19 protein-coding genes are annotated in these 17,719 nt (G+C 37.8%); 2 read left to right on the top strand and 17 right to left on the bottom strand.

The genetic code is table 11. From position 1 onward, the window contains the following. Positions 1-29: 29 nt before the first annotated feature. A complete protein-coding gene (locus tag G7Y56_RS04855) occupies positions 30-1,676 on the top strand; it encodes an alkaline phosphatase (protein WP_165041559.1) in 1,647 nt (548 codons plus the stop codon). A gap of 41 nt (positions 1,677-1,717) precedes the next feature. Here G7Y56_RS04855 and G7Y56_RS04850 read toward each other — a convergent pair whose 3' ends face one another. From G7Y56_RS04850 to G7Y56_RS04770, 17 genes are all read right to left on the bottom strand, one after another. Continuing rightward, complete coding sequence (locus G7Y56_RS04850) at positions 1,718-2,242, bottom strand: hypothetical protein (RefSeq protein ID WP_165021288.1); 525 nt, start codon at positions 2,240-2,242, stop codon at positions 1,718-1,720. 110 nt (positions 2,243-2,352) lie between these two features. Further along, positions 2,353-2,496, bottom strand: a complete 144-nt coding sequence (locus tag G7Y56_RS04845) for a hypothetical protein (RefSeq protein ID WP_165021287.1) — start codon at positions 2,494-2,496, stop codon at positions 2,353-2,355. 15 nt (positions 2,497-2,511) lie between these two features. Beyond that, on the bottom strand, positions 2,512-2,904 hold the full coding sequence (locus tag G7Y56_RS04840) for a hypothetical protein (RefSeq protein ID WP_165021286.1): 393 nt from the start codon (positions 2,902-2,904) through the stop codon (positions 2,512-2,514). Positions 2,905-3,093: 189 nt separating this feature from the next. Further along, entirely contained in the window at positions 3,094-4,482 is a 1,389-nt protein-coding gene (locus tag G7Y56_RS04835) for an NADH-quinone oxidoreductase subunit N (RefSeq protein WP_165041557.1), read from the bottom strand. A 17-nt stretch (positions 4,483-4,499) separates the two neighbouring features. Then, entirely contained in the window at positions 4,500-5,933 is a 1,434-nt protein-coding gene (locus tag G7Y56_RS04830; RefSeq protein ID WP_165041555.1) for a NuoM family protein, read from the bottom strand. A gap of 16 nt (positions 5,934-5,949) precedes the next feature. Then, positions 5,950-7,836, bottom strand: coding sequence for an NADH-quinone oxidoreductase subunit L (gene nuoL, locus G7Y56_RS04825; protein WP_165041553.1), 1,887 nt, complete (start codon positions 7,834-7,836; stop codon positions 5,950-5,952). A 7-nt stretch (positions 7,837-7,843) separates the two neighbouring features. Continuing rightward, on the bottom strand, positions 7,844-8,167 hold the full coding sequence (gene nuoK / locus G7Y56_RS04820) for an NADH-quinone oxidoreductase subunit NuoK (protein WP_165021282.1): 324 nt from the start codon (positions 8,165-8,167) through the stop codon (positions 7,844-7,846). A gap of 3 nt (positions 8,168-8,170) precedes the next feature. After that, entirely contained in the window at positions 8,171-8,674 is a 504-nt protein-coding gene (locus G7Y56_RS04815) for an NADH-quinone oxidoreductase subunit J (protein WP_165021281.1), read from the bottom strand. Positions 8,675-8,693: 19 nt separating this feature from the next. Next, positions 8,694-9,230: an NADH-quinone oxidoreductase subunit I gene (locus G7Y56_RS04810; protein WP_165041551.1), complete on the bottom strand. Its 537-nt coding sequence runs from the start codon at positions 9,228-9,230 to the stop codon at positions 8,694-8,696. A gap of 15 nt (positions 9,231-9,245) precedes the next feature. Next, a complete protein-coding gene (gene nuoH, locus G7Y56_RS04805) occupies positions 9,246-10,277 on the bottom strand; it encodes an NADH-quinone oxidoreductase subunit NuoH (protein WP_165041549.1) in 1,032 nt (343 codons plus the stop codon). Positions 10,278-10,285: 8 nt separating this feature from the next. After that, positions 10,286-11,332 carry a 2Fe-2S iron-sulfur cluster-binding protein gene (locus G7Y56_RS04800; RefSeq protein WP_165041547.1) on the bottom strand — a complete coding sequence of 349 codons (1,047 nt, stop codon included), beginning with the start codon at positions 11,330-11,332 and terminating at the stop codon, positions 10,286-10,288. 19 nt (positions 11,333-11,351) lie between these two features. Then, a complete protein-coding gene (gene nuoF, locus G7Y56_RS04795; protein WP_165041545.1) occupies positions 11,352-12,710 on the bottom strand; it encodes an NADH-quinone oxidoreductase subunit NuoF in 1,359 nt (452 codons plus the stop codon). Between the two features lie 6 nt (positions 12,711-12,716). Continuing rightward, positions 12,717-13,241, bottom strand: coding sequence for an NAD(P)H-dependent oxidoreductase subunit E (gene nuoE, locus G7Y56_RS04790; RefSeq protein ID WP_165041543.1), 525 nt, complete (start codon positions 13,239-13,241; stop codon positions 12,717-12,719). Between the two features lie 6 nt (positions 13,242-13,247). After that, positions 13,248-14,483 (bottom strand): NADH dehydrogenase (quinone) subunit D, encoded by a 1,236-nt coding sequence (gene nuoD / locus G7Y56_RS04785; RefSeq protein WP_165041541.1) that lies wholly within the window; start codon positions 14,481-14,483, stop codon positions 13,248-13,250. Between the two features lie 13 nt (positions 14,484-14,496). After that, complete coding sequence (locus tag G7Y56_RS04780) at positions 14,497-15,036, bottom strand: NADH-quinone oxidoreductase subunit C (RefSeq protein WP_165021274.1); 540 nt, start codon at positions 15,034-15,036, stop codon at positions 14,497-14,499. Positions 15,037-15,044: 8 nt separating this feature from the next. Beyond that, a complete protein-coding gene (locus G7Y56_RS04775; RefSeq protein WP_165021273.1) occupies positions 15,045-15,599 on the bottom strand; it encodes an NADH-quinone oxidoreductase subunit B in 555 nt (184 codons plus the stop codon). A 13-nt stretch (positions 15,600-15,612) separates the two neighbouring features. Beyond that, positions 15,613-15,981, bottom strand: a complete 369-nt coding sequence (locus G7Y56_RS04770; protein ID WP_165041539.1) for an NADH-quinone oxidoreductase subunit A — start codon at positions 15,979-15,981, stop codon at positions 15,613-15,615. Positions 15,982-16,929: 948 nt separating this feature from the next. On the opposite strand from G7Y56_RS04770, the gene G7Y56_RS04765 reads away from it, so the two are divergent. Beyond that, positions 16,930-17,670 carry a hypothetical protein gene (locus tag G7Y56_RS04765; RefSeq protein ID WP_165041537.1) on the top strand — a complete coding sequence of 247 codons (741 nt, stop codon included), beginning with the start codon at positions 16,930-16,932 and terminating at the stop codon, positions 17,668-17,670. Positions 17,671-17,719: the final 49 nt, after the last annotated feature.

Raw genomic sequence — 17,719 nt, 5'->3', positions numbered from 1 at the left:
GAGAAATAAACAACCAAAAATATTTTAATATGAAAAAGACTTGTTTGAGTATTATACTCCTGCTTATTTTTTCGACCACCTGGGCACAACAGCAATACCGCAAGCCCGTAAGACCAACTAAAAATGTAATTGTAATGATACCCGACGGCACATCTATCGGTGTAGTTTCAGCGGCTCGATGGTATCAGATATACAATAAACTGGGAGGTAATAATCTGGCAATCGATCCATATATATGTGGAACAGTGAAGACCCATTCGTCTAATGCTCCTATCGGAGACTCTGCACCAACGACATCGTGCTATATGACAGGAATGCCACAACGCACAGGAAATGTATCTATTTATCCGGTGGCCGATCCCGAAAACGATTTAATACCTGTAGACCCGAACATGGCTTATCAGCCATTACCAACTATATTGGAAGCTGCTAAATATCAGCAAAACAAATCGACCGGTCTTGTTGTAACCGTAGAGTTTCCTCATGCTACTCCTGCAGATTGTTCCGCACACTACTATGACAGAGGAAACTACAAATATATAGGATCACAAATGGCCTACAATAATCTGGATGTAATGTTTGGCGGTGGAAATTCTATTCTAACAGACGACATAAAACAACATTTGAAAAATACTGGGACAACCCTTATTCAAGATGATATAAAAGCATTCCGCAATTTTAACGGTAAAGAGAAAGTATGGTCTTTATTTTGTGAAAAAGATCTTCCTTACGATCTTGACCGTGACGATACCAAAATACCATCTTTAGTGGAAATGACTCAAAAGGCTTTAGACAGACTGTCTCAAGACGAAAGAGGATTCTTTCTGATGGTCGAAGGCAGCAAAATTGACTGGGCTGCTCATGGCAACGACGCTATAGGATGTATCACCGAATATCTGGCTTTCGATAAAGCTGTTGCAGCTGTTATGGACTTCGCTAAGAAAAATGGTGAAACTACTGTTATCATTCTTCCCGATCATGGAAACAGCGGATTTACAATTGGTCGCAGAGATTTGAAAAGTTACGATAAAGCGACTTTAGAAGACTTATTCGGAAATGTATCTAAATACAAAAAGACATCCGGAGCTTTAGAGCAAATACTATTAAACACAGCTCCCCAAAATTTCAGATCTGTTTTTAAAGAATATACAGGGATAGAGCTTTCTAATGAAGAATACGAGCTACTTGTCAGCTCTCAAAATTATAAAGAAGGTGACTATATGAAGGTCAGTAATAGTGTGAATATGGCATCGTCTATAGCTAAGATAATGGATGCACATACCTATTTCGGATTTACGAGTGGCGGACACACAGGCGAAGAAGTTTTCTTAGCTGCCTATCATCCGCAAGGAGATATTCCTGTTGGTATGAATACAAACGTGGAAATTAATAAGTATCTGTTTGATGCATTGGGCTTGACTACATCTCTACCCGATATGACAAATGAAATATTTGCAAAGCACACAGATGTATTTAAAGGATTGGAATGTACAATTGATAAAACCGGTGATATGCCTGTGTTGAAGGTAAAGAAAGGTAAAGTTACATTGACTGTTCCTGCTTTCAAATCGGTTGCCTATCTCAATGATCAACCGATCAGCCTAAGATCTGTAACGGTATATATAGATAAAAACGAAACATTCTATATTCCTCGCAGTCTAGCCGGTAAACTATAAATAATAAACCGAATAATGACATAAAAAAAGGAACTGATAAATCAGTTCCTTTTTTCTAATATGGTCATATTACCCGAATCTATTATTGCGGTTTCTTTTCCTTTATATTTATATTTCCAATACGGATTAGGCTTTTTTGAAGCAAGTGTCGGATCTCCGGCGCTAAAATTACGCATCTTTTCAGACACTACAAAGAAGTCTTCCAGATCGACATTATCACCATGAACAGACACAAGTATTAATCTGCTACCCGAGATAAAATAGCCAAGCATCTTGTCTTCTTTATTAAACAAGTTGCACCATGTATTATCAATAGCAACTACATGAATAAATAAAGCTTCATCTTGTTTCGAAAAAACCATTTTCAGAACAGGGAACGATACACCATTCTTACGATTTCCTACATATCGGTCGAGATCGTCAGCTATAAATTGAACTGTATTATTGGTTACATAGATCATAGGTAACTCAAATTTATTACTCTCGTCGTTTATCTTATCTGATTTTGAAAATGCTAAGGCTGATACGCAAAAAAATAAGGTGATTAATAGTTTAATCCTGTTCATAAATGTTTGTTCTTTATAATGTTTTGAATAAGTCGCAAAGGTAGAAAACTCTTGGGTTGATCTGTCAATTATAAATATTAATAATAACTAAATATTACATATAGATAAAACTAAAAAAGTTCTTTCGTTAAGACCAGCATATGCTTACATTGTATACCATTCTCAATACGATCTATCATTTCCAGCGATGGGTCGGCCAGCAATAATAAATCGTAAGGTATGGACTCATCTCCTCTGAGTTTTCTTATTTTCATACTCCTTTTTCAGATTTATCGCCCTTTCGATTCTGAATAATACTTCGCATAACAATTAAATTCAGCCAACAATTCTTTATTGTTAGGAGCATCAGACCCGAGTCTGTAGTCTATGATTCGTAAAAAACTATAGGTATCATTTAATATTTTGTCGTTGCAAAGATCAATATTTCTCGACAAGAGATTAAGATTCTTTTCCAGTTTGGAATAAGAATCGCTTACCTCCTCCATATATTGCGCATTTTTTTTCTTGTCCTTCGCATACTTCAGTGTTCCGAGCTTACTTCGTTGGTTGTCGTCCAATCGATATATTTCGATTGTCTTATCTCCTACTGTAACTTTCTTCACCACCTGAGCGTTTGCCAAAGTCGATACAGCAAACAATAACAAAAGTATATACTTTCTCATACTATTTCATCTTTTATCCAAAGGAAATAAAAGCCTGCTTAAAATACAAGGCTTTTAATATTTCTTCTCACAAAACTATAAAAGTTAAGTATTAAAAAAGATACTCAACCAGTGAAATTTTCGGCAAAGCAATAAAAAAAAGAGTAAATTATATATTTACTCCTTTTTTCTATTTTATTTCTTTATTCTTTACAGTTTCAATCCCATTATAATAGAAGGGAAGATACCAAGTAGTAAATTCAGCAAAATAGCTGCTACCGCTACAAATTTATATTCTGCAGGAACTTTTAATGGTTCATTTTCATTCTCTCTTACAAACATTACATTCACAATACCAAAGTAATAATATACTGCAACAATAGAATTCAAGATACCGAATATTACAAGGATCAAATGTCCTGCTTGTAACATTTCGCTAAACATGAATAACTTGGCAAAAAAGCCTGCAAACATAGGTATACCACCTAGAGATAGCAGTGCTCCAATCATTGCAGCTGTTAACAATGGCTGACGCTTTGCCAATCCTTTAAAGTTAGATATATCTTCATTATCCTTACCTCTACACACAGCCATAATAACTGCGAAAGCAGCAACACCAGCCAAAGAATAGGCAGCAGCATAATACAAGACACTATTACTCGGACCGCCTACGGCTAACAATCCCATAATCATGAATCCGGCATGGGAAATACCCGAATAAGCCATCATACGCTTAATATTAGTCTGTCTTAACGCTGTTATATTACCAACAGTCATCGACAATATCGAGAGAATTATAATCACAACCTGGAACATAGGTGTGATGCCAGGCGTCATAACAATTACAATCTTACACAGAGTAGCTATTGCCGCCACCTTAACTAAGGTACTCATCAATGCTGTTACGAGTGTCGGTGAACCTTCATATACGTCCGGTGCCCAAAAATGGAAAGGAGCAATAGAAGCCTTAAATAACAGGCCAACGATAATCATTGCAAAACCAAGATCGAACCAGAAAGGTAAGATTCCATTTTGAGAAGCCACAGCACTACCGATTACACTCGGATCGAAAGACCCGATAGCCCCATATACCAAAGCAATACCGAATAAAATGAAACTAGAGGCAAATGCACCCATTATAAAGTACTTCATTCCTGCTTCGTTACTTCTTAGGTTTTTCGGTTCACTAGAAGCCAATACATAAGCAGCAATTGACAATACTTCTATTCCAAGAAAGAACATCGCCATGTTTCCGAACGAAACCATAGCAACCGCTCCAGCCAAAAGAAATATCTTAATAGCTACATAGTCGGCTATCTTCGCTATTTTCTCCTGATAAAATTTAGGACTCATCACAATTATAAAAATCGCGAGAATGATAAATAATATAGAAAAACCTTGCGAATAACCTGTACTAACGATCATATCATATTTGTCGGACCCAATAAACGGCTCTCCCAAATAAAATTCGGTAATAGTCATACCTAATATACCTACTAACCCCAGAAGGACTACAGGCACAAGGATTTTTCTTAGATTTAAAATCTCTAACAGAAGGCATACAATACCCAGTCCCGAGATAGCTACCAATGTACTCATTATCTTATTTGGCTAAATTATCTATTAATATACGTTACAATTTCCTGTAAGCTTGGCGATACGAGCTCTGCCACAGGTTTCGAATATATTCCGAAGAATATTATTACTGCTATCAACAATCCGAATACAATACCCTCGCTTATTGTCAAGTCTCTGAACGGAGTCTTTGTTGTTTCGCCCAACATCACATATTGGTACATACGCAACATAAAGAACGCCCCTAAGAACATAGATGTACCGATCAGCACAGCATACCAGATATTTACCTGATAAAGACCATACATTATGGTAAATTCACCTACAAAGTTAAATGATAGAGGTATCGAGATAGATGCTAATATACAAAGGAAAAATGCTATTGTAAATTTAGGTGCTTTACCTTTTATACCACCCATCTGACTTATCAATGCAGTATTTGTACGTTTATGGATTATATCTGCGGCAAGGAATAGTCCTACAATACCAAATCCATGTGCTAGGATAAGCATTACTGCCCCTTGTAAACCATCGTATGTCAATGAATATGCTCCGGCTGCTACAAATCCCACGTGAGACAGCGATGCATAAGCAAAAAAGCGTTTCAAATTGTCTTGTCGTATGGCTATAATCGCTCCATATATAACTCCTACAATACACAATACAACCACAAGTGTTTGCAATTGATGTGCCGCATGTGGCGTTACAGGCAATTGCCAGCGGATAACACTGTATGCTCCCATTTTCGACATAAGTCCGGCTAATAACATTGTTCCGGCAGCAGGAGCTTTCTGATAAACATTAGCCTGCCATGTATGGAATGGAAAAATAGGTATTTTAATCGCGTATGCTAAGAAGAATGCAAGGAAAACCCATAGCTGCTCGGTTTCATTCAGATTTGCATTGTAGAATGCTTCTAATTGAAAACTACCAACTTTGGTATATATATAAATAATAGCTGCCAACATAAACAACGATCCTGCAAATGTGTATAAGAAAAAAGTCATTGCAGCTTTACGACGTTTAGCTAATTCACCATTACCCCATAGAACGATAATGAAAAAGATGGGAATAAGTGATATTTCCCAGAATATGTAATATAAAAGAGCATCGCTACTTAGGAAAGCTCCCACCATAGCAAAAGCCATGAATAGAATCAAACTATAAAATAGCTTTTCATTCTTTATATCTGCCGACGATGTCGTTATCAGTATTATAGGAATCAATATTGTAGTCAGCAAAAGCATTGCAATAGCCAGCCCGTCAGCCTTCAAAGAGAAAGAGACTAGTGGATTTGTAATCCATTCCGTACTGTAACTCGTTCCGGCTACACCGTATTTAAGGAGGAAAGCAACTGTAAAGACTGCTGCAAAAACACTGAATAAAATAGCTACTTTCGATGCAAACCTATTTCCTGAGAAATAAGTAATTATTGCTCCTGCCAGCAGAATGATTAATATGATAGCGATATTCATATCTAGTTAAAAATTATTATACAAAAAATAAAAATACAATGATCGAACAGAATCCTATTACAAAGCAGAAGAGGTATAGACCTAAACTTCCATTCTGCATTTTTCTCGCAGGAACAGAAGCCAGTTCAGCTAAATTCCCTAAGCTATTAATAGTACCCGAGATAGCTCTTTCTATATAATTACGGAAGAGGTTACCCAAGACATACATTGGTTTCACAAATACAGCACTGTATATTTCGTCGATATAGTATTTATTGTAGACCACTTTGGCAAATCCTGTCAATTTATCATCTTCGCCCGGCACAACGGACTTCTTAATATATCGATAGTAAGCAAAGCCTAATCCGATGAATGCAATTACTGTTGATATTGCCATCATAGCCAGTTGCTCTCCAATAGGCATATGTTCTTGTACAGCGATACCCGGCAAAACAGGTGTCAAGAAATTATTCAGCCAGCTAAGTCCGAGCGGTAAGCTAATCACTCCACCAACGAATGCTAGTATTGCAAGAATAATAAGCGGCGCAGTCATCGTTTTAGGTGATTCGTGCAAATGATGTTTTTGTTCTTCTGTTCCTCTGAAATCTTTGTGGAATGTAAGGAACATTACACGGAACATATAAAAAGCCGTAAGCAATGAAGCTAATGCTGCTATTGCCCACAAGAAAGGACTATGTTCGAATGCAACCATCATTATCTCGTCTTTCGATACAAAACCTGCCAATGGAGGTATACCCGATATTGAGAAAGTAGAGACAAGAAAAGTAATATAAGTTATTCCCATAACACCTTTCAGTCCTCCCATCTTGCGTATATCCTGTTCGCCACCCATAGCATGGATAACCGAACCCGAACCAAGAAATAAACAGGCTTTAAAGAAAGCATGAGTTATTACATGGAATACAGCGACATGGTATGCTCCACAACCTATGGCAATAAACATAAGACCGAGTTGCGATACGGTAGAATAAGCCAATACTTTCTTTATATCATTTTGCATGATACCGATTGTGGCGGCAAACAATGCTGTTATAGCACCTATAATTGCAATAAAGTATTGAATATTTGGAGTTAAATCGAATATGAAATTTAAACGTGTCACCATAAAAATACCACCAGTAACCATCGTTGCCGCATGAATCAATGCCGAAACCGGAGTCGGACCAGCCATCGCATCGGGCAACCAAGTATATAAAGGAATCTGAGCACTCTTACCCATTGCTCCTACGAATAAACAAAATGTTGCAACACCCAACAAGGTTGAAACTTCCGGATTAGTGGTTGTAGAAACCGCTTGTTTCAAAGCCTCGAAATCTACTGTTTTGAATAGGTAGGCTAAAGTAAAGATACCAATCAAGAAACCTAAATCTCCTATTCTGTTCATGATGAATGCTTTCTTAGCAGCATCATTGAATTTCTGGTTCTTATACCAGAATCCGATCAACAGGTATGAACATAATCCTACACCCTCCCAGCCTATAAACATCACAAGCAGATTACCGCCTATAACCAACAGGATCATAAAGAATATAAAGAGATTAAGATATGCAAAGAAACGATCGATATTCTCGTCGTCGTGCATATAACCTATCGAATATGTATGAATCAACGCTCCGATGCCTGTCAGAAACAACAACCAAAGCAATGATAACTGATCGAGTACCAGATCGAAATTTATAGCGAAATCGCCAAATGCCATCCATTCGAAAAGATGTACATGAACTGCTTCTCCCGTAGAAAGAATTTGAAGGAAGTAAATCAGCGAAATAACGAAACTTACTAATACCGCACCTGTGGCTATAAACCCGGGTAACGATCGCCCAATCTTTTTACCTACACACAAATTGATTGTGAAACCAATAAGCGGACTAATCAAAAGTAATAATACCAATACTGTTTCCATCCAAAAATTATCCTTTCAGGTTTTTTAATTTATCGATATCAATAGATCCGATATTTCTATAGATTGAGACTAAAATGGCCAAACCTACTGCAACTTCGGCTGCTGCCACCGCCAGCGAGAAAAGCACGAACACCTGTCCACTGGTATCTTGATGGTAAACCGAAAATGCGGCCAGCAACAAATTACCTGCTGCAAGCATCAATTCTACCGACATTAGCATCACAATCGTACTGCGACGATAAAGAAGACCAAGCATCCCCACGCAAAACAATAAGATGGCGAGGTATATATAATTGTTGATCCCTACTTGTTCTAATATATTATTCAGCATAGCTTAAGCTTTTTTCTCTTTTTTAGATATCAGTACCGCACCTATCATTGCTGTGATAAGCAAGATAGAAACAAACTCGAACGGCACCATATATTCATCAAGTAATACCTGACCTATAACTTGTATAGACTGATAGTCTACCCCTTCTGCCTTGTACGTTTCTATCACCGGATTTGCTTTTACAAAAACGGCTAACAATACAAGAGCAGCTAAACATGACGAAACGGTAGCCGCCACGCGACTCGCTATTTTCTTTTTCGGTTCATGTTGTTCACTCAGATTCATCAACATCAGTGTAAACAATAACAATACAATGATAGCACCTGCATACACCACAATATTTACCACCGCCAGAAACTGAGCATTAAGCATCAGTAAATGACCCGATACGGAGAAAAAGCAGATAATCATATACACAGCACTATGCACAGGATTCTTTGACAAAACAGTCAGAGCTGCCGTGCCAAGTGTTATTGCTGCAAGAATATAAAAAATTACTGTAATCATCTTATTCTAAAATATCTTTTTAGTTATCGTATTTTCTTGCGCGGGCATCTTCAACCGATATAACAAGTTTGTCTTTTCCGTAAATCAAATCTATTCGCTCCAATTTCGGTTTCACAAGCTTTTTCGATTTGGTCAGATAGATTGCCTCTTTGGGGCAAGCATCTTCACATAAACCGCAGAAAATACAACGTAACATATTAATTTCGTATACCGCTGCATATTTTTCTTCGCGATACAGGTTTTCTTCTCCTTTTTTACGTTCAGCCGCTTTCATTGTTATGGCTTCCGCAGGGCAGGCTAGCGCGCACAAACCGCAGGCTGTACAACGTTCGCGTCCCTCTTCGTCTCTCATCAAGACATGCTGTCCACGATATACAGGACTGAATTCGCGCTGTTCTTCGGGATACTGTATTGTATCTTTTTTCGTAAAGAAGTGCTTAATAGTTATCCACATACCTTTTATGATAGCAGGCAGATAAATACGCTCCATGAAGGTCATTTCTTTATTCGAAACAACTTCTTTTCTTCCCGATAATGACATATTTTCTATTGACATTGCAATTCGATTTTTTTATTTGAAAATCAGGATTAAAATACCATTCAGCAAGATGTTAGCCAATGCTAATGGGAACAATATTCTCCATCCAAGGTTCATCAACTGGTCATATCTGAAACGTGGTATTGTCCAGCGCACCCACATAAAGAAGAATATAAAGAATGTGGTCTTGCCCAAAAGAGTAATGATGGCAAATATATTAGCAAGATTTGCACCCCAGTTTTCGGCAACCCAATCCATTCCCCAATAGTTATATCCGCCAAAGAACAGTACAGATATAAGTGCGGATGAGAAGAACATGCTCACATATTCAGAGAACATATAGAATCCCATCTTCATAGATGAATATTCGACATGGTGACCGTTTACCAATTCCGATTCGCATTCCGCCAAGTCGAAAGGTGTACGATTACATTCGGCAAAGGCACAAATCAAAAAGATAAGAAATGTCAATGGCTGATAAATTACATTCCAATCCATTTCATGCTGTTGCATTGTGATCTCTCTAAGACTTAAAGTACCTGTCATCATAATCAGAGCGATGATAGATAGCCCCATTGCTATTTCGTACGAGATCATTTGTGCTCCGGCACGAATAGCACCCATCAACGAATATTTATTATTAGAAGCCCATGCTCCTATTATAATACCATATACAGCGGTTGACAATACCGCCACAATGTAAAGAATGGCAACATTAACATCTGCAATTTGTCCCTGAATTGTAATATCGCCAATAACAAACTGTTCTGCCCAAGGTATAACGGCAGTACCTAGCAATGAAACTGTCATCGCAACTGCCGGCCCTACAACAAACAGTATTTTATTTGGCGTATCAGGCATAAATTCCTCTTTCGAGAAAAGTTTCGCACCATCACATATAGGTTGCAAAAGGCCAAATATACCTGCGCGATTGGGTCCATAGCGGTCTTGTAAAAAGCCTGCTACTTTACGCTCTGCGTATGTAGAATACAATGCGAAAAACATCGTAACAGCAAAGACAATAACGATAAAGATTAATTTCTCTAATATAAGTGCAATCTCCATAGTTGGGTTTATTCTTCTTTTGTTTTCTTAATTGCTTCCAATTCTGCTTCATCATAAGGAAATTCAGACATACTGATTTTCTCCTGATCTTGCTTTCTACCCTCAAGTATAAGATCGTCTGCTATTATTTCAACCTTATCCAATTTCTTGGTGTAGTTATTTATATTGATAACTGAGAATTTCTCAAACTTACGAGGTCCGTCTATAATCCAGTCATTCACATTTTTGTGATCGAATCGACATTCGTTGCAGATGAAGTCTTCAACTTCGTGAAACTCGTCTTTTGGTGCATTCACTCGTTGAATAGTATCTCCAAACATCCAAAGGACTACTTTGCCCGAACATTTCGGACAATCACGATGCGCATTGAACGGTTTATTGAACCATACACGCGATTCGAAACGATATGTTTTATCAGTTAATGCTCCTACCGGACATACATCTACCATGTTTCCTGAGAAATCGTTATCGATAACCTGAGAAACATAAGTCGATATTTGTGCATGATCGCCCCTATTAAGAACACCGTGTACACGACCATCAGTCAATTGTTCCGCCAGTTTCACACAGCGATAGCAAAGAACGCAGCGATTCATGTGCAATTGAATGTGAGGACCTATATCTTCGGGTTCGAATGTTCTTTTCTCTTCGATATAACGTGATTTATATGCACCGTTATTAAATGCCAGATTCTGCAAATCACATTCGCCAGCCTGATCGCAAACAGGGCAATCGAGCGGGTGGTTAATTAGCAAGAATTCGGTAACAGCCTTACGTGCTTCGAGCGCTTTAGGCGATTTGGCACTTAGCACTTCCATTCCCTCTTGTACAAGTGTAACGCATGACGGCTGAAGTTTTGGCATAGGACGCGGGTCTCTTTCACTACCTTTGGTAACCTCCACCAGACAACAACGACACTTTCCTCCACAATCTTTAAGTTTGGAATAGTAGCACATAGTCGGAGGAACACATTCGCCTCCAATCATGCGAGCAGCTTGCAGGATGGTTGTTCCGGCTTCTACATCTATATCGTGTCCATCTATTGTAATTTTCATAGAAGAAACTTTTTACTATTTATTTTGAAATCAAATGACGAACCTTTTCCATTGGTTCATTTACAAAGTGATCCCTGTTTTTTATTTTTTCAGGGAAACGCACATGGTATTCAAACTCTTCGCGGAAATGACGGATAGCAGCGGCAACAGGCCAAGCAGCAGCATCACCCAACGGACAGATTGTATTACCTTCTATTTTTGCTTGAATACTCCACAATAATTCAATGTCTTCTTCACGCCCTGTACCAGTTTCGATACGGTGAAGTATTTTTTCCATCCAGCCTGTACCCTCACGGCAAGGCGAACATTGTCCGCAACTCTCATGATGATAAAATCTGGAGAAGTTCCATGTATTACGCACAATACACGCAGTATCATTGTAAACAATGAATCCACCCGAACCTAAAGACGATCCAGTCGTAAATCCACCATCTGCCAACGACTCGTATGTCATTAAACGATCTTCATTGTTAGCGGTTTTGAAGATATACTGAGCCGGTAAGATAGGTACAGATGAGCCTCCCGGTATAAATGCTTTCAGAGGACGATCATCTATCATTCCACCAAGATATTCGTCTGAAGTCATAAATTCTTCGACAGATAAGCCTAATTCTATCTCATATACACCCGGATTTTTAATATGTCCCGATGCTGAAATTAATTTAGTTCCTGTCGACTTGCCCAAACCTATTTTAGCATATTCTTCTCCACCATTATTCACAACCCATGGCACAGCCGAAATAGACTCCACATTGTTTACCACTGTAGGTTCATTCCAAAGACCACTTACTGCAGGGAACGGCGGTTTGATACGAGGGTTGCCCCGTTTACCTTCCAATGATTCGATAAGTGCAGTTTCTTCGCCACAAATGTATGCTCCTGCACCGCAGTGAACATGTAAGTCGAGAGAATAACCTGTTCCTAATATATTTTTACCCAGCCATCCGTTGGCATAGGCTTCTTTTATAGCTTTTTCTAAAATCTTGTACACCCACATATATTCACCACGAATATATATATATGACAAATTAGCTTCTAATGCATAACTCGATACAATAGCTCCCTCGATCAGTAAATGAGGAATATATTCCATCAGAAAACGGTCTTTGAACGTACCCGGTTCCGATTCGTCTGCATTTACAACCAAATGACGAGGCTTACCCGATTTTTTATCGATAAAACTCCATTTCAATCCCATAGGGAATCCTGCACCTCCACGACCTCGCAGACCTGATGTTTTCACATGCTCGGTCACCTCATCGGGTGTCATCGATTTCAAGGCCTTTTCTACCGCTGCATAACCTCCGTTTTTGCGATAGACTTCATAGTCCTTTATTCCGGGTATGTCGATCTTTTCTAATAATATCTTTCTAGCCATCGCAAATCAATAAAGGTTTATTTTACCTTGCTTACAATCTTCGATTAAAGCATCAATTTTTTCTTTTGTCAGTTTTTCGTGATAGTAGTCACCCAGCTGAAGCATAGGTCCGTAACCGCATGCACCCAGACATTCTACACCTGCAACACTAAATAGTCCATCGGGAGTCGTTTCACCCTCTTTTACACCTAGTTTCTGACAGGCATATTCCATCATATCGTCACCACCGAGTATCGCACAGCATGATGTACGACAGAACTCAAACATATATTTACCTACCGGTTTTTGATTGAACATGGTATAAAAAGTAACAACTTCGTATACCTCGATAGGTGTAATTCCTAAGATTTCGGCTACTTTATCCATTAATGGTATACTCAGCCAATTTTCGTGAGCATCTTGCACCACATGCAAAACAGGAATCAATGCCGATTTCTTTTTATCAGCAGGATAATGACTAACCAATTCGTTGATACGAGCCGACAGTTCCTCTGTTATATTGATTTCTTGATAATATACTCTTTTTTCCATTTGATATTAAGCGTCTAATTCTCCTGCAATAACATTTATACTGGATAAGGTTGCAACAGCATCCGAAAACATTCCACCTTTAATCATTTCGGAGAATGCCTGATAGTAAATAAAACAAGGACGGCGAAAATGCACACGGAATGGTGTACGAGAGCCATCTGTAATCAGATACATACCCAATTCGCCATTTGCACCTTCTACTGCATGATAAGTTTCAGCAATAGGAACCGGAATCTCGCCCATCACAATCTTGAAATGACTGATAAGAGCCTCCATTTCGGTATATACTTCATTTTTAGGAGGAAGGTAATAGTCAGGAACATCGGCATGATAAGAGCCGGACGGCATATTATCGCGAGCCTGACGGATAATCTTCAAACTTTCTTTGACCTCTGCTGCACGAACACAGAAACGATCATATGTATCACCCGATTGTCCTACGGGCACTATGAAATCAAAATCTTCGTAAGAACTGTATGGTTGTGCTACACGCACATCGTAATCGATACCCGTTGCACGTAAGTTAGGACCGGTAAAGCCATAGTTCATCGCTTTCTCGGCTGAGATAGTACCAACACCAATAATACGATCCATAAATATACGGTTACGCATAAACAAGCGTTCGAGTTGATCCCAAGCTTTAGGGAAACCTTCCAAAAATTCGTCGAGCTTACGCCATGCAGCCTCGCTCCAATCTCTTTCGAATCCACCGATACGTCCCATATTGGTAGTCAGACGTGCTCCGCAAATCTCTTCGTATATTTCGTAGGCAAGTTCGCGGTATTTCATTACGTACAAAAATGGAGTATATGCTCCTAGATCGACACCTAAGATTGAATTACAAATAAGGTGATCGGTAATACGAGCCAGCTCCATTACTATAACGCGCATATATTGTGCACGCTTAGGCACTTCAACTCCAAGAGCTTTTTCGACAGTCATCCACCATGCCATATTATTGATCGGCGACGAACAGTAGTTCATACGATCGGTCAAAGTTGTGATCTGGTAAAAAGTCCTGTTTTCTGCAATTTTCTCGAAAGCCCTGTGAATATAACCAATGGTAGTATCTGCATCCACAATGCGTTCGCCATTCATCAGTAAAATATTCTGAAACACACCATGTGTAGACGGATGCGTAGGTCCAAAGTTGAGTACCGACAATTCCTGTCCGTCTTCAAAGACCTGCTCTTTTACAATTTTCGCAAAGCGATGTTCCGGATTTATTAGTTGATCTGACATTATCTGTCCTCTTTTATTTATTACTTTCGGGTTGATAATTATTAGGAGTTCGTCCAAAGAAGCGGTCATCTTTATCTGTTCTGCCCGAATCTTCCAACGGATATTCTTTGCGCATTGGGAATGATGTCATTCCATCATCGTTCAATATACGTTTTAGGTTAGGATGGCCAATAAAATTCACCCCATAGAAATCGTATGTTTCTCTTTCCATCCAGTTGGCTGCTTCAAAAACATCAGTAATTGAGTCCACCTCTACCTTATCGGCTGCAAGGAAAGTTTTCACCCTCACCCGTACATTATCTAGCCAGTTGTGTAATAAATAAACAACCACAAATTGAGATTGTTTTTCATTGTCGGGATAATGTACTCCGCAAAGATCGGTCAAGAAGTTAAATCGCAATACTTCGTCCTTATGCATAAAACGGATAACTTCCTTTATCACCGCCGGAGCTGCTTCGAAGGTTAAGATATCTTGTTCCATACGAAATTTTGAAACATCGGGACCAAATTTCTCTTCTATTTTATTTTGAATATCTATCGTTTCTAATGCCATCTGACTAATTATTCAAATTTATAAGATTGTAGAAGTTTCTCATATCTTTCCGAACCTCTTCTGTGAATAGATTCGTGCTTAACGATCTCCTGCAATTGCATCAAACCGTCTAGAATTTGCTCGGGACGAGGAGGGCATCCGGGAACATATACATCTACAGGAATAATCTTATCGATACCCTGCAATACCGAATATGTATCGAATATACCACCGGACGAAGCACATGCACCGACAGCAATAACCCATTTAGGTTCTGCCATCTGCTCGTAGACATGACGCAAAATAGGACCCATTTTTTTAGAAATAGTCCCCATTACCAATAGCATATCAGCCTGACGTGGCGAAAAGCTATTACGCTCGGCACCGAAACGCCCCATATCATACGTGGAAGCCATCGTTGCCATAAACTCTATACCACAACATGATGTGGCAAAAGGCAAAGGCCACAAAGAATTAGCACGGGCTAAACCGATTGCATAATCGAACTTTGTAGCGAAAAAGCCATGTCCTGTATACCCTTCTGGGGCAGGAACAATATTTATATTTGATGATGATTCACTCATGGTTCTTTTCTTTTTATTTTTCCCACTCTAAAGCTTTTCTCTTCACTATATAGAGATAGCCCACCAATAACAATCCGATGAAAGTTCCCATTTTAATAAGACCATCTATCCCGATTGCTTTGAAATTGACAGCCCAAGGGTACATAAATATAATTTCGATATCGAAAAGCACAAAAAGGATTGCGACTAGAAAATACTTTACAGCAAAAGGTGAACGTGCGTTTCCGATAGGATCGAGACCGCACTCAAAATTCGAATTTTTTATAGATGATCTTCGTTTCGGCCCAAGAAAGTTCGAAGCAAAAATTGTTGCAACAACAAATATAGCCGAAAAGGCTATTTGCATTAAGATAGGTATAAAATCATATAGGTTTGAATCCATAATTTAGTTTTGACTTTTCTTAGTTGACAGTAAATACATGTTTAAGAACACAAATATACGTCATTTATTTATCAAAAACCAGCCAAAAATGCATATAATTATAGAATAAAAAATAAAAAAAACTATTATAAAACATTATTATATCATTTTGTAAAGTGTAGGTTACACTCTGTGTTATTTAACACAGAGGTATCTTTTTAAGCTCACAAAATGAGTAAAACCATTAATAAATTTGAAACAACTATTTCAAGTTGGATAGCTTTCAATTATATTGCTTTCACAATAATCTTTCTTTCAAAAAACAGCAAAAATTGAGATAACTTTAATCAATGGTTGGGTTTTTATGATAATGTATCTCTATTGACGAAATTGCAGTAGTTTTTTTTACGATCTTGAAAATGCATTTACGGTCTTGCTGCATTTTCAGTTGCATACAATTGCGTTTATTTATACTTTTAAGACTATAAGATTTTCGTGATTTTAATTTCATTCATGTCGTAAAAATATGACAATGATTTAAAAATAGACATTTGAATCCTCTGGATTTTTTTAAGATAAAAAAACAGGAAAACGTTAACTTTGTAATCACTAAAAACATATATAGTCTATATTGACTTTTAACCAACGCCTTATTGAACAAGTTTGATCTAACTATATCGAGTTGTAAATCGTTCAATTAAATCGCTTTTACAGTAATCTTTATTAAAAAATAAAACAATAACAAAAAGTCTGGATTACTTCACTTAAAATTCGAAGACAATATTGAAAAAAGTTCACTTATATGCCATCAATTTTTTCTATAATACACATTAATTAGCATTAATTAACACAAGTCTTAGCAATGTATAATTAATACAAATTAAGCTAATTAATATAAACAAGGCATATTTATAACACGTTATAACATGAAAATAGGCAATAATTGCAACGTTCAAAAATGATACCACAATGAAGTCAATCATAAAAAAAATAAATATTCGGGAAATCTTTCATAAAAAGATACTTATCCCTCCTTCTATAAATAGAAGACACTTCAGAACTATACTATTAGGAGTAACTCTATTATTAGTTGCTAATGAAGAAGCAAAAGCGCAAGAAGACTACGATTTCACACTCAGTTCTTATCCTACATACTCTTATGAGTCTTTCAGCAAAAGTAATGTTGATGGCATAAAAGGATATCCGACAAGTATTATTAAAACAGATATTTTATCTATAATAGATGGTGATTTACCTATAATATATGAGCATCGGTTTTCGGGTTTATTTGCAGTAGAGGCTGGTGTAGGTCTAATACTACCTTATGAAAATGAAATCAGCACCTTTCCTATAAGTGCAGAAAATAATAGGAATTTCAAAAACACAAAATTTGGATACAGTCTCTTAGCTGCACCCAGAATATATTTTGCTCACAGTTCTAAAAATTATATGGCCTTAATGGTAAGGTATAGAAGATACGACGAACTCTCGATTGCCGAATATGGTGTTGGAAAAGGATGGGTATGGTTGTTAGCCGACAAATATCCGCTAGATGCAGCTGTGTATGCTTCTTTATCATGGCAAACGCCTTTTGGTCAAACTGAGGCTACCAACAATTTCAGATTTAAAAATAGTGCATTTGAAGACAGAGGTCGAGGTGCGGTATTTGCTCTAAGTTTTTCATTAAGATTTGGGATAGCAACCAGATAAATCATATACAAAAAGAGCTCCTGTTTTAAGTTAAAACAGGAGCTCTTTT

The sequence above is a fragment of the Dysgonomonas sp. ZJ709 genome (assembly GCF_011039195.1).
Lineage (GTDB): Bacteria > Bacteroidota > Bacteroidia > Bacteroidales > Dysgonomonadaceae > Dysgonomonas.
The sequence above is the reverse complement of the archived record's forward strand: the minus strand, read 5'-3'. Positions and strand labels throughout refer to the sequence as shown.

What these genes read in the sequence shown, in the direction of transcription:
- G7Y56_RS04800 (WP_165041547.1), bottom strand. Translation starts at nt 11,332, where the DNA reads ATGAAAATTACAATAGATGGACACGATATAGATGTAGAAGCCGGAACA.
- nuoE (WP_165041543.1), bottom strand. Translation starts at nt 13,241, where the DNA reads ATGGAAAAAAGAGTATATTATCAAGAAATCAATATAACAGAGGAACTG.
- nuoH (WP_165041549.1), bottom strand. Translation starts at nt 10,277, where the DNA reads ATGGAGATTGCACTTATATTAGAGAAATTAATCTTTATCGTTATTGTC.
- G7Y56_RS04850 (WP_165021288.1), bottom strand. Translation starts at nt 2,242, where the DNA reads ATGAACAGGATTAAACTATTAATCACCTTATTTTTTTGCGTATCAGCC.
- G7Y56_RS04780 (WP_165021274.1), bottom strand. Translation starts at nt 15,036, where the DNA reads ATGGCATTAGAAACGATAGATATTCAAAATAAAATAGAAGAGAAATTT.
- G7Y56_RS04810 (WP_165041551.1), bottom strand. Translation starts at nt 9,230, where the DNA reads ATGTCAATAGAAAATATGTCATTATCGGGAAGAAAAGAAGTTGTTTCG.
- G7Y56_RS04815 (WP_165021281.1), bottom strand. Translation starts at nt 8,674, where the DNA reads ATGATTACAGTAATTTTTTATATTCTTGCAGCAATAACACTTGGCACG.
- nuoD (WP_165041541.1), bottom strand. Translation starts at nt 14,483, where the DNA reads ATGTCAGATCAACTAATAAATCCGGAACATCGCTTTGCGAAAATTGTA.
- G7Y56_RS04770 (WP_165041539.1), bottom strand. Translation starts at nt 15,981, where the DNA reads ATGGATTCAAACCTATATGATTTTATACCTATCTTAATGCAAATAGCC.
- G7Y56_RS04855 (WP_165041559.1), top strand. Translation starts at nt 30, where the DNA reads ATGAAAAAGACTTGTTTGAGTATTATACTCCTGCTTATTTTTTCGACC.
- nuoL (WP_165041553.1), bottom strand. Translation starts at nt 7,836, where the DNA reads ATGGAAACAGTATTGGTATTATTACTTTTGATTAGTCCGCTTATTGGT.
- G7Y56_RS04835 (WP_165041557.1), bottom strand. Translation starts at nt 4,482, where the DNA reads ATGAGTACATTGGTAGCTATCTCGGGACTGGGTATTGTATGCCTTCTG.
- nuoK (WP_165021282.1), bottom strand. Translation starts at nt 8,167, where the DNA reads ATGCTGAATAATATATTAGAACAAGTAGGGATCAACAATTATATATAC.
- G7Y56_RS04830 (WP_165041555.1), bottom strand. Translation starts at nt 5,933, where the DNA reads ATGAATATCGCTATCATATTAATCATTCTGCTGGCAGGAGCAATAATT.
- G7Y56_RS04765 (WP_165041537.1), top strand. Translation starts at nt 16,930, where the DNA reads ATGAAGTCAATCATAAAAAAAATAAATATTCGGGAAATCTTTCATAAA.
- nuoF (WP_165041545.1), bottom strand. Translation starts at nt 12,710, where the DNA reads ATGGCTAGAAAGATATTATTAGAAAAGATCGACATACCCGGAATAAAG.
- G7Y56_RS04775 (WP_165021273.1), bottom strand. Translation starts at nt 15,599, where the DNA reads ATGAGTGAATCATCATCAAATATAAATATTGTTCCTGCCCCAGAAGGG.
- G7Y56_RS04840 (WP_165021286.1), bottom strand. Translation starts at nt 2,904, where the DNA reads ATGAGAAAGTATATACTTTTGTTATTGTTTGCTGTATCGACTTTGGCA.
- G7Y56_RS04845 (WP_165021287.1), bottom strand. Translation starts at nt 2,496, where the DNA reads ATGAAAATAAGAAAACTCAGAGGAGATGAGTCCATACCTTACGATTTA.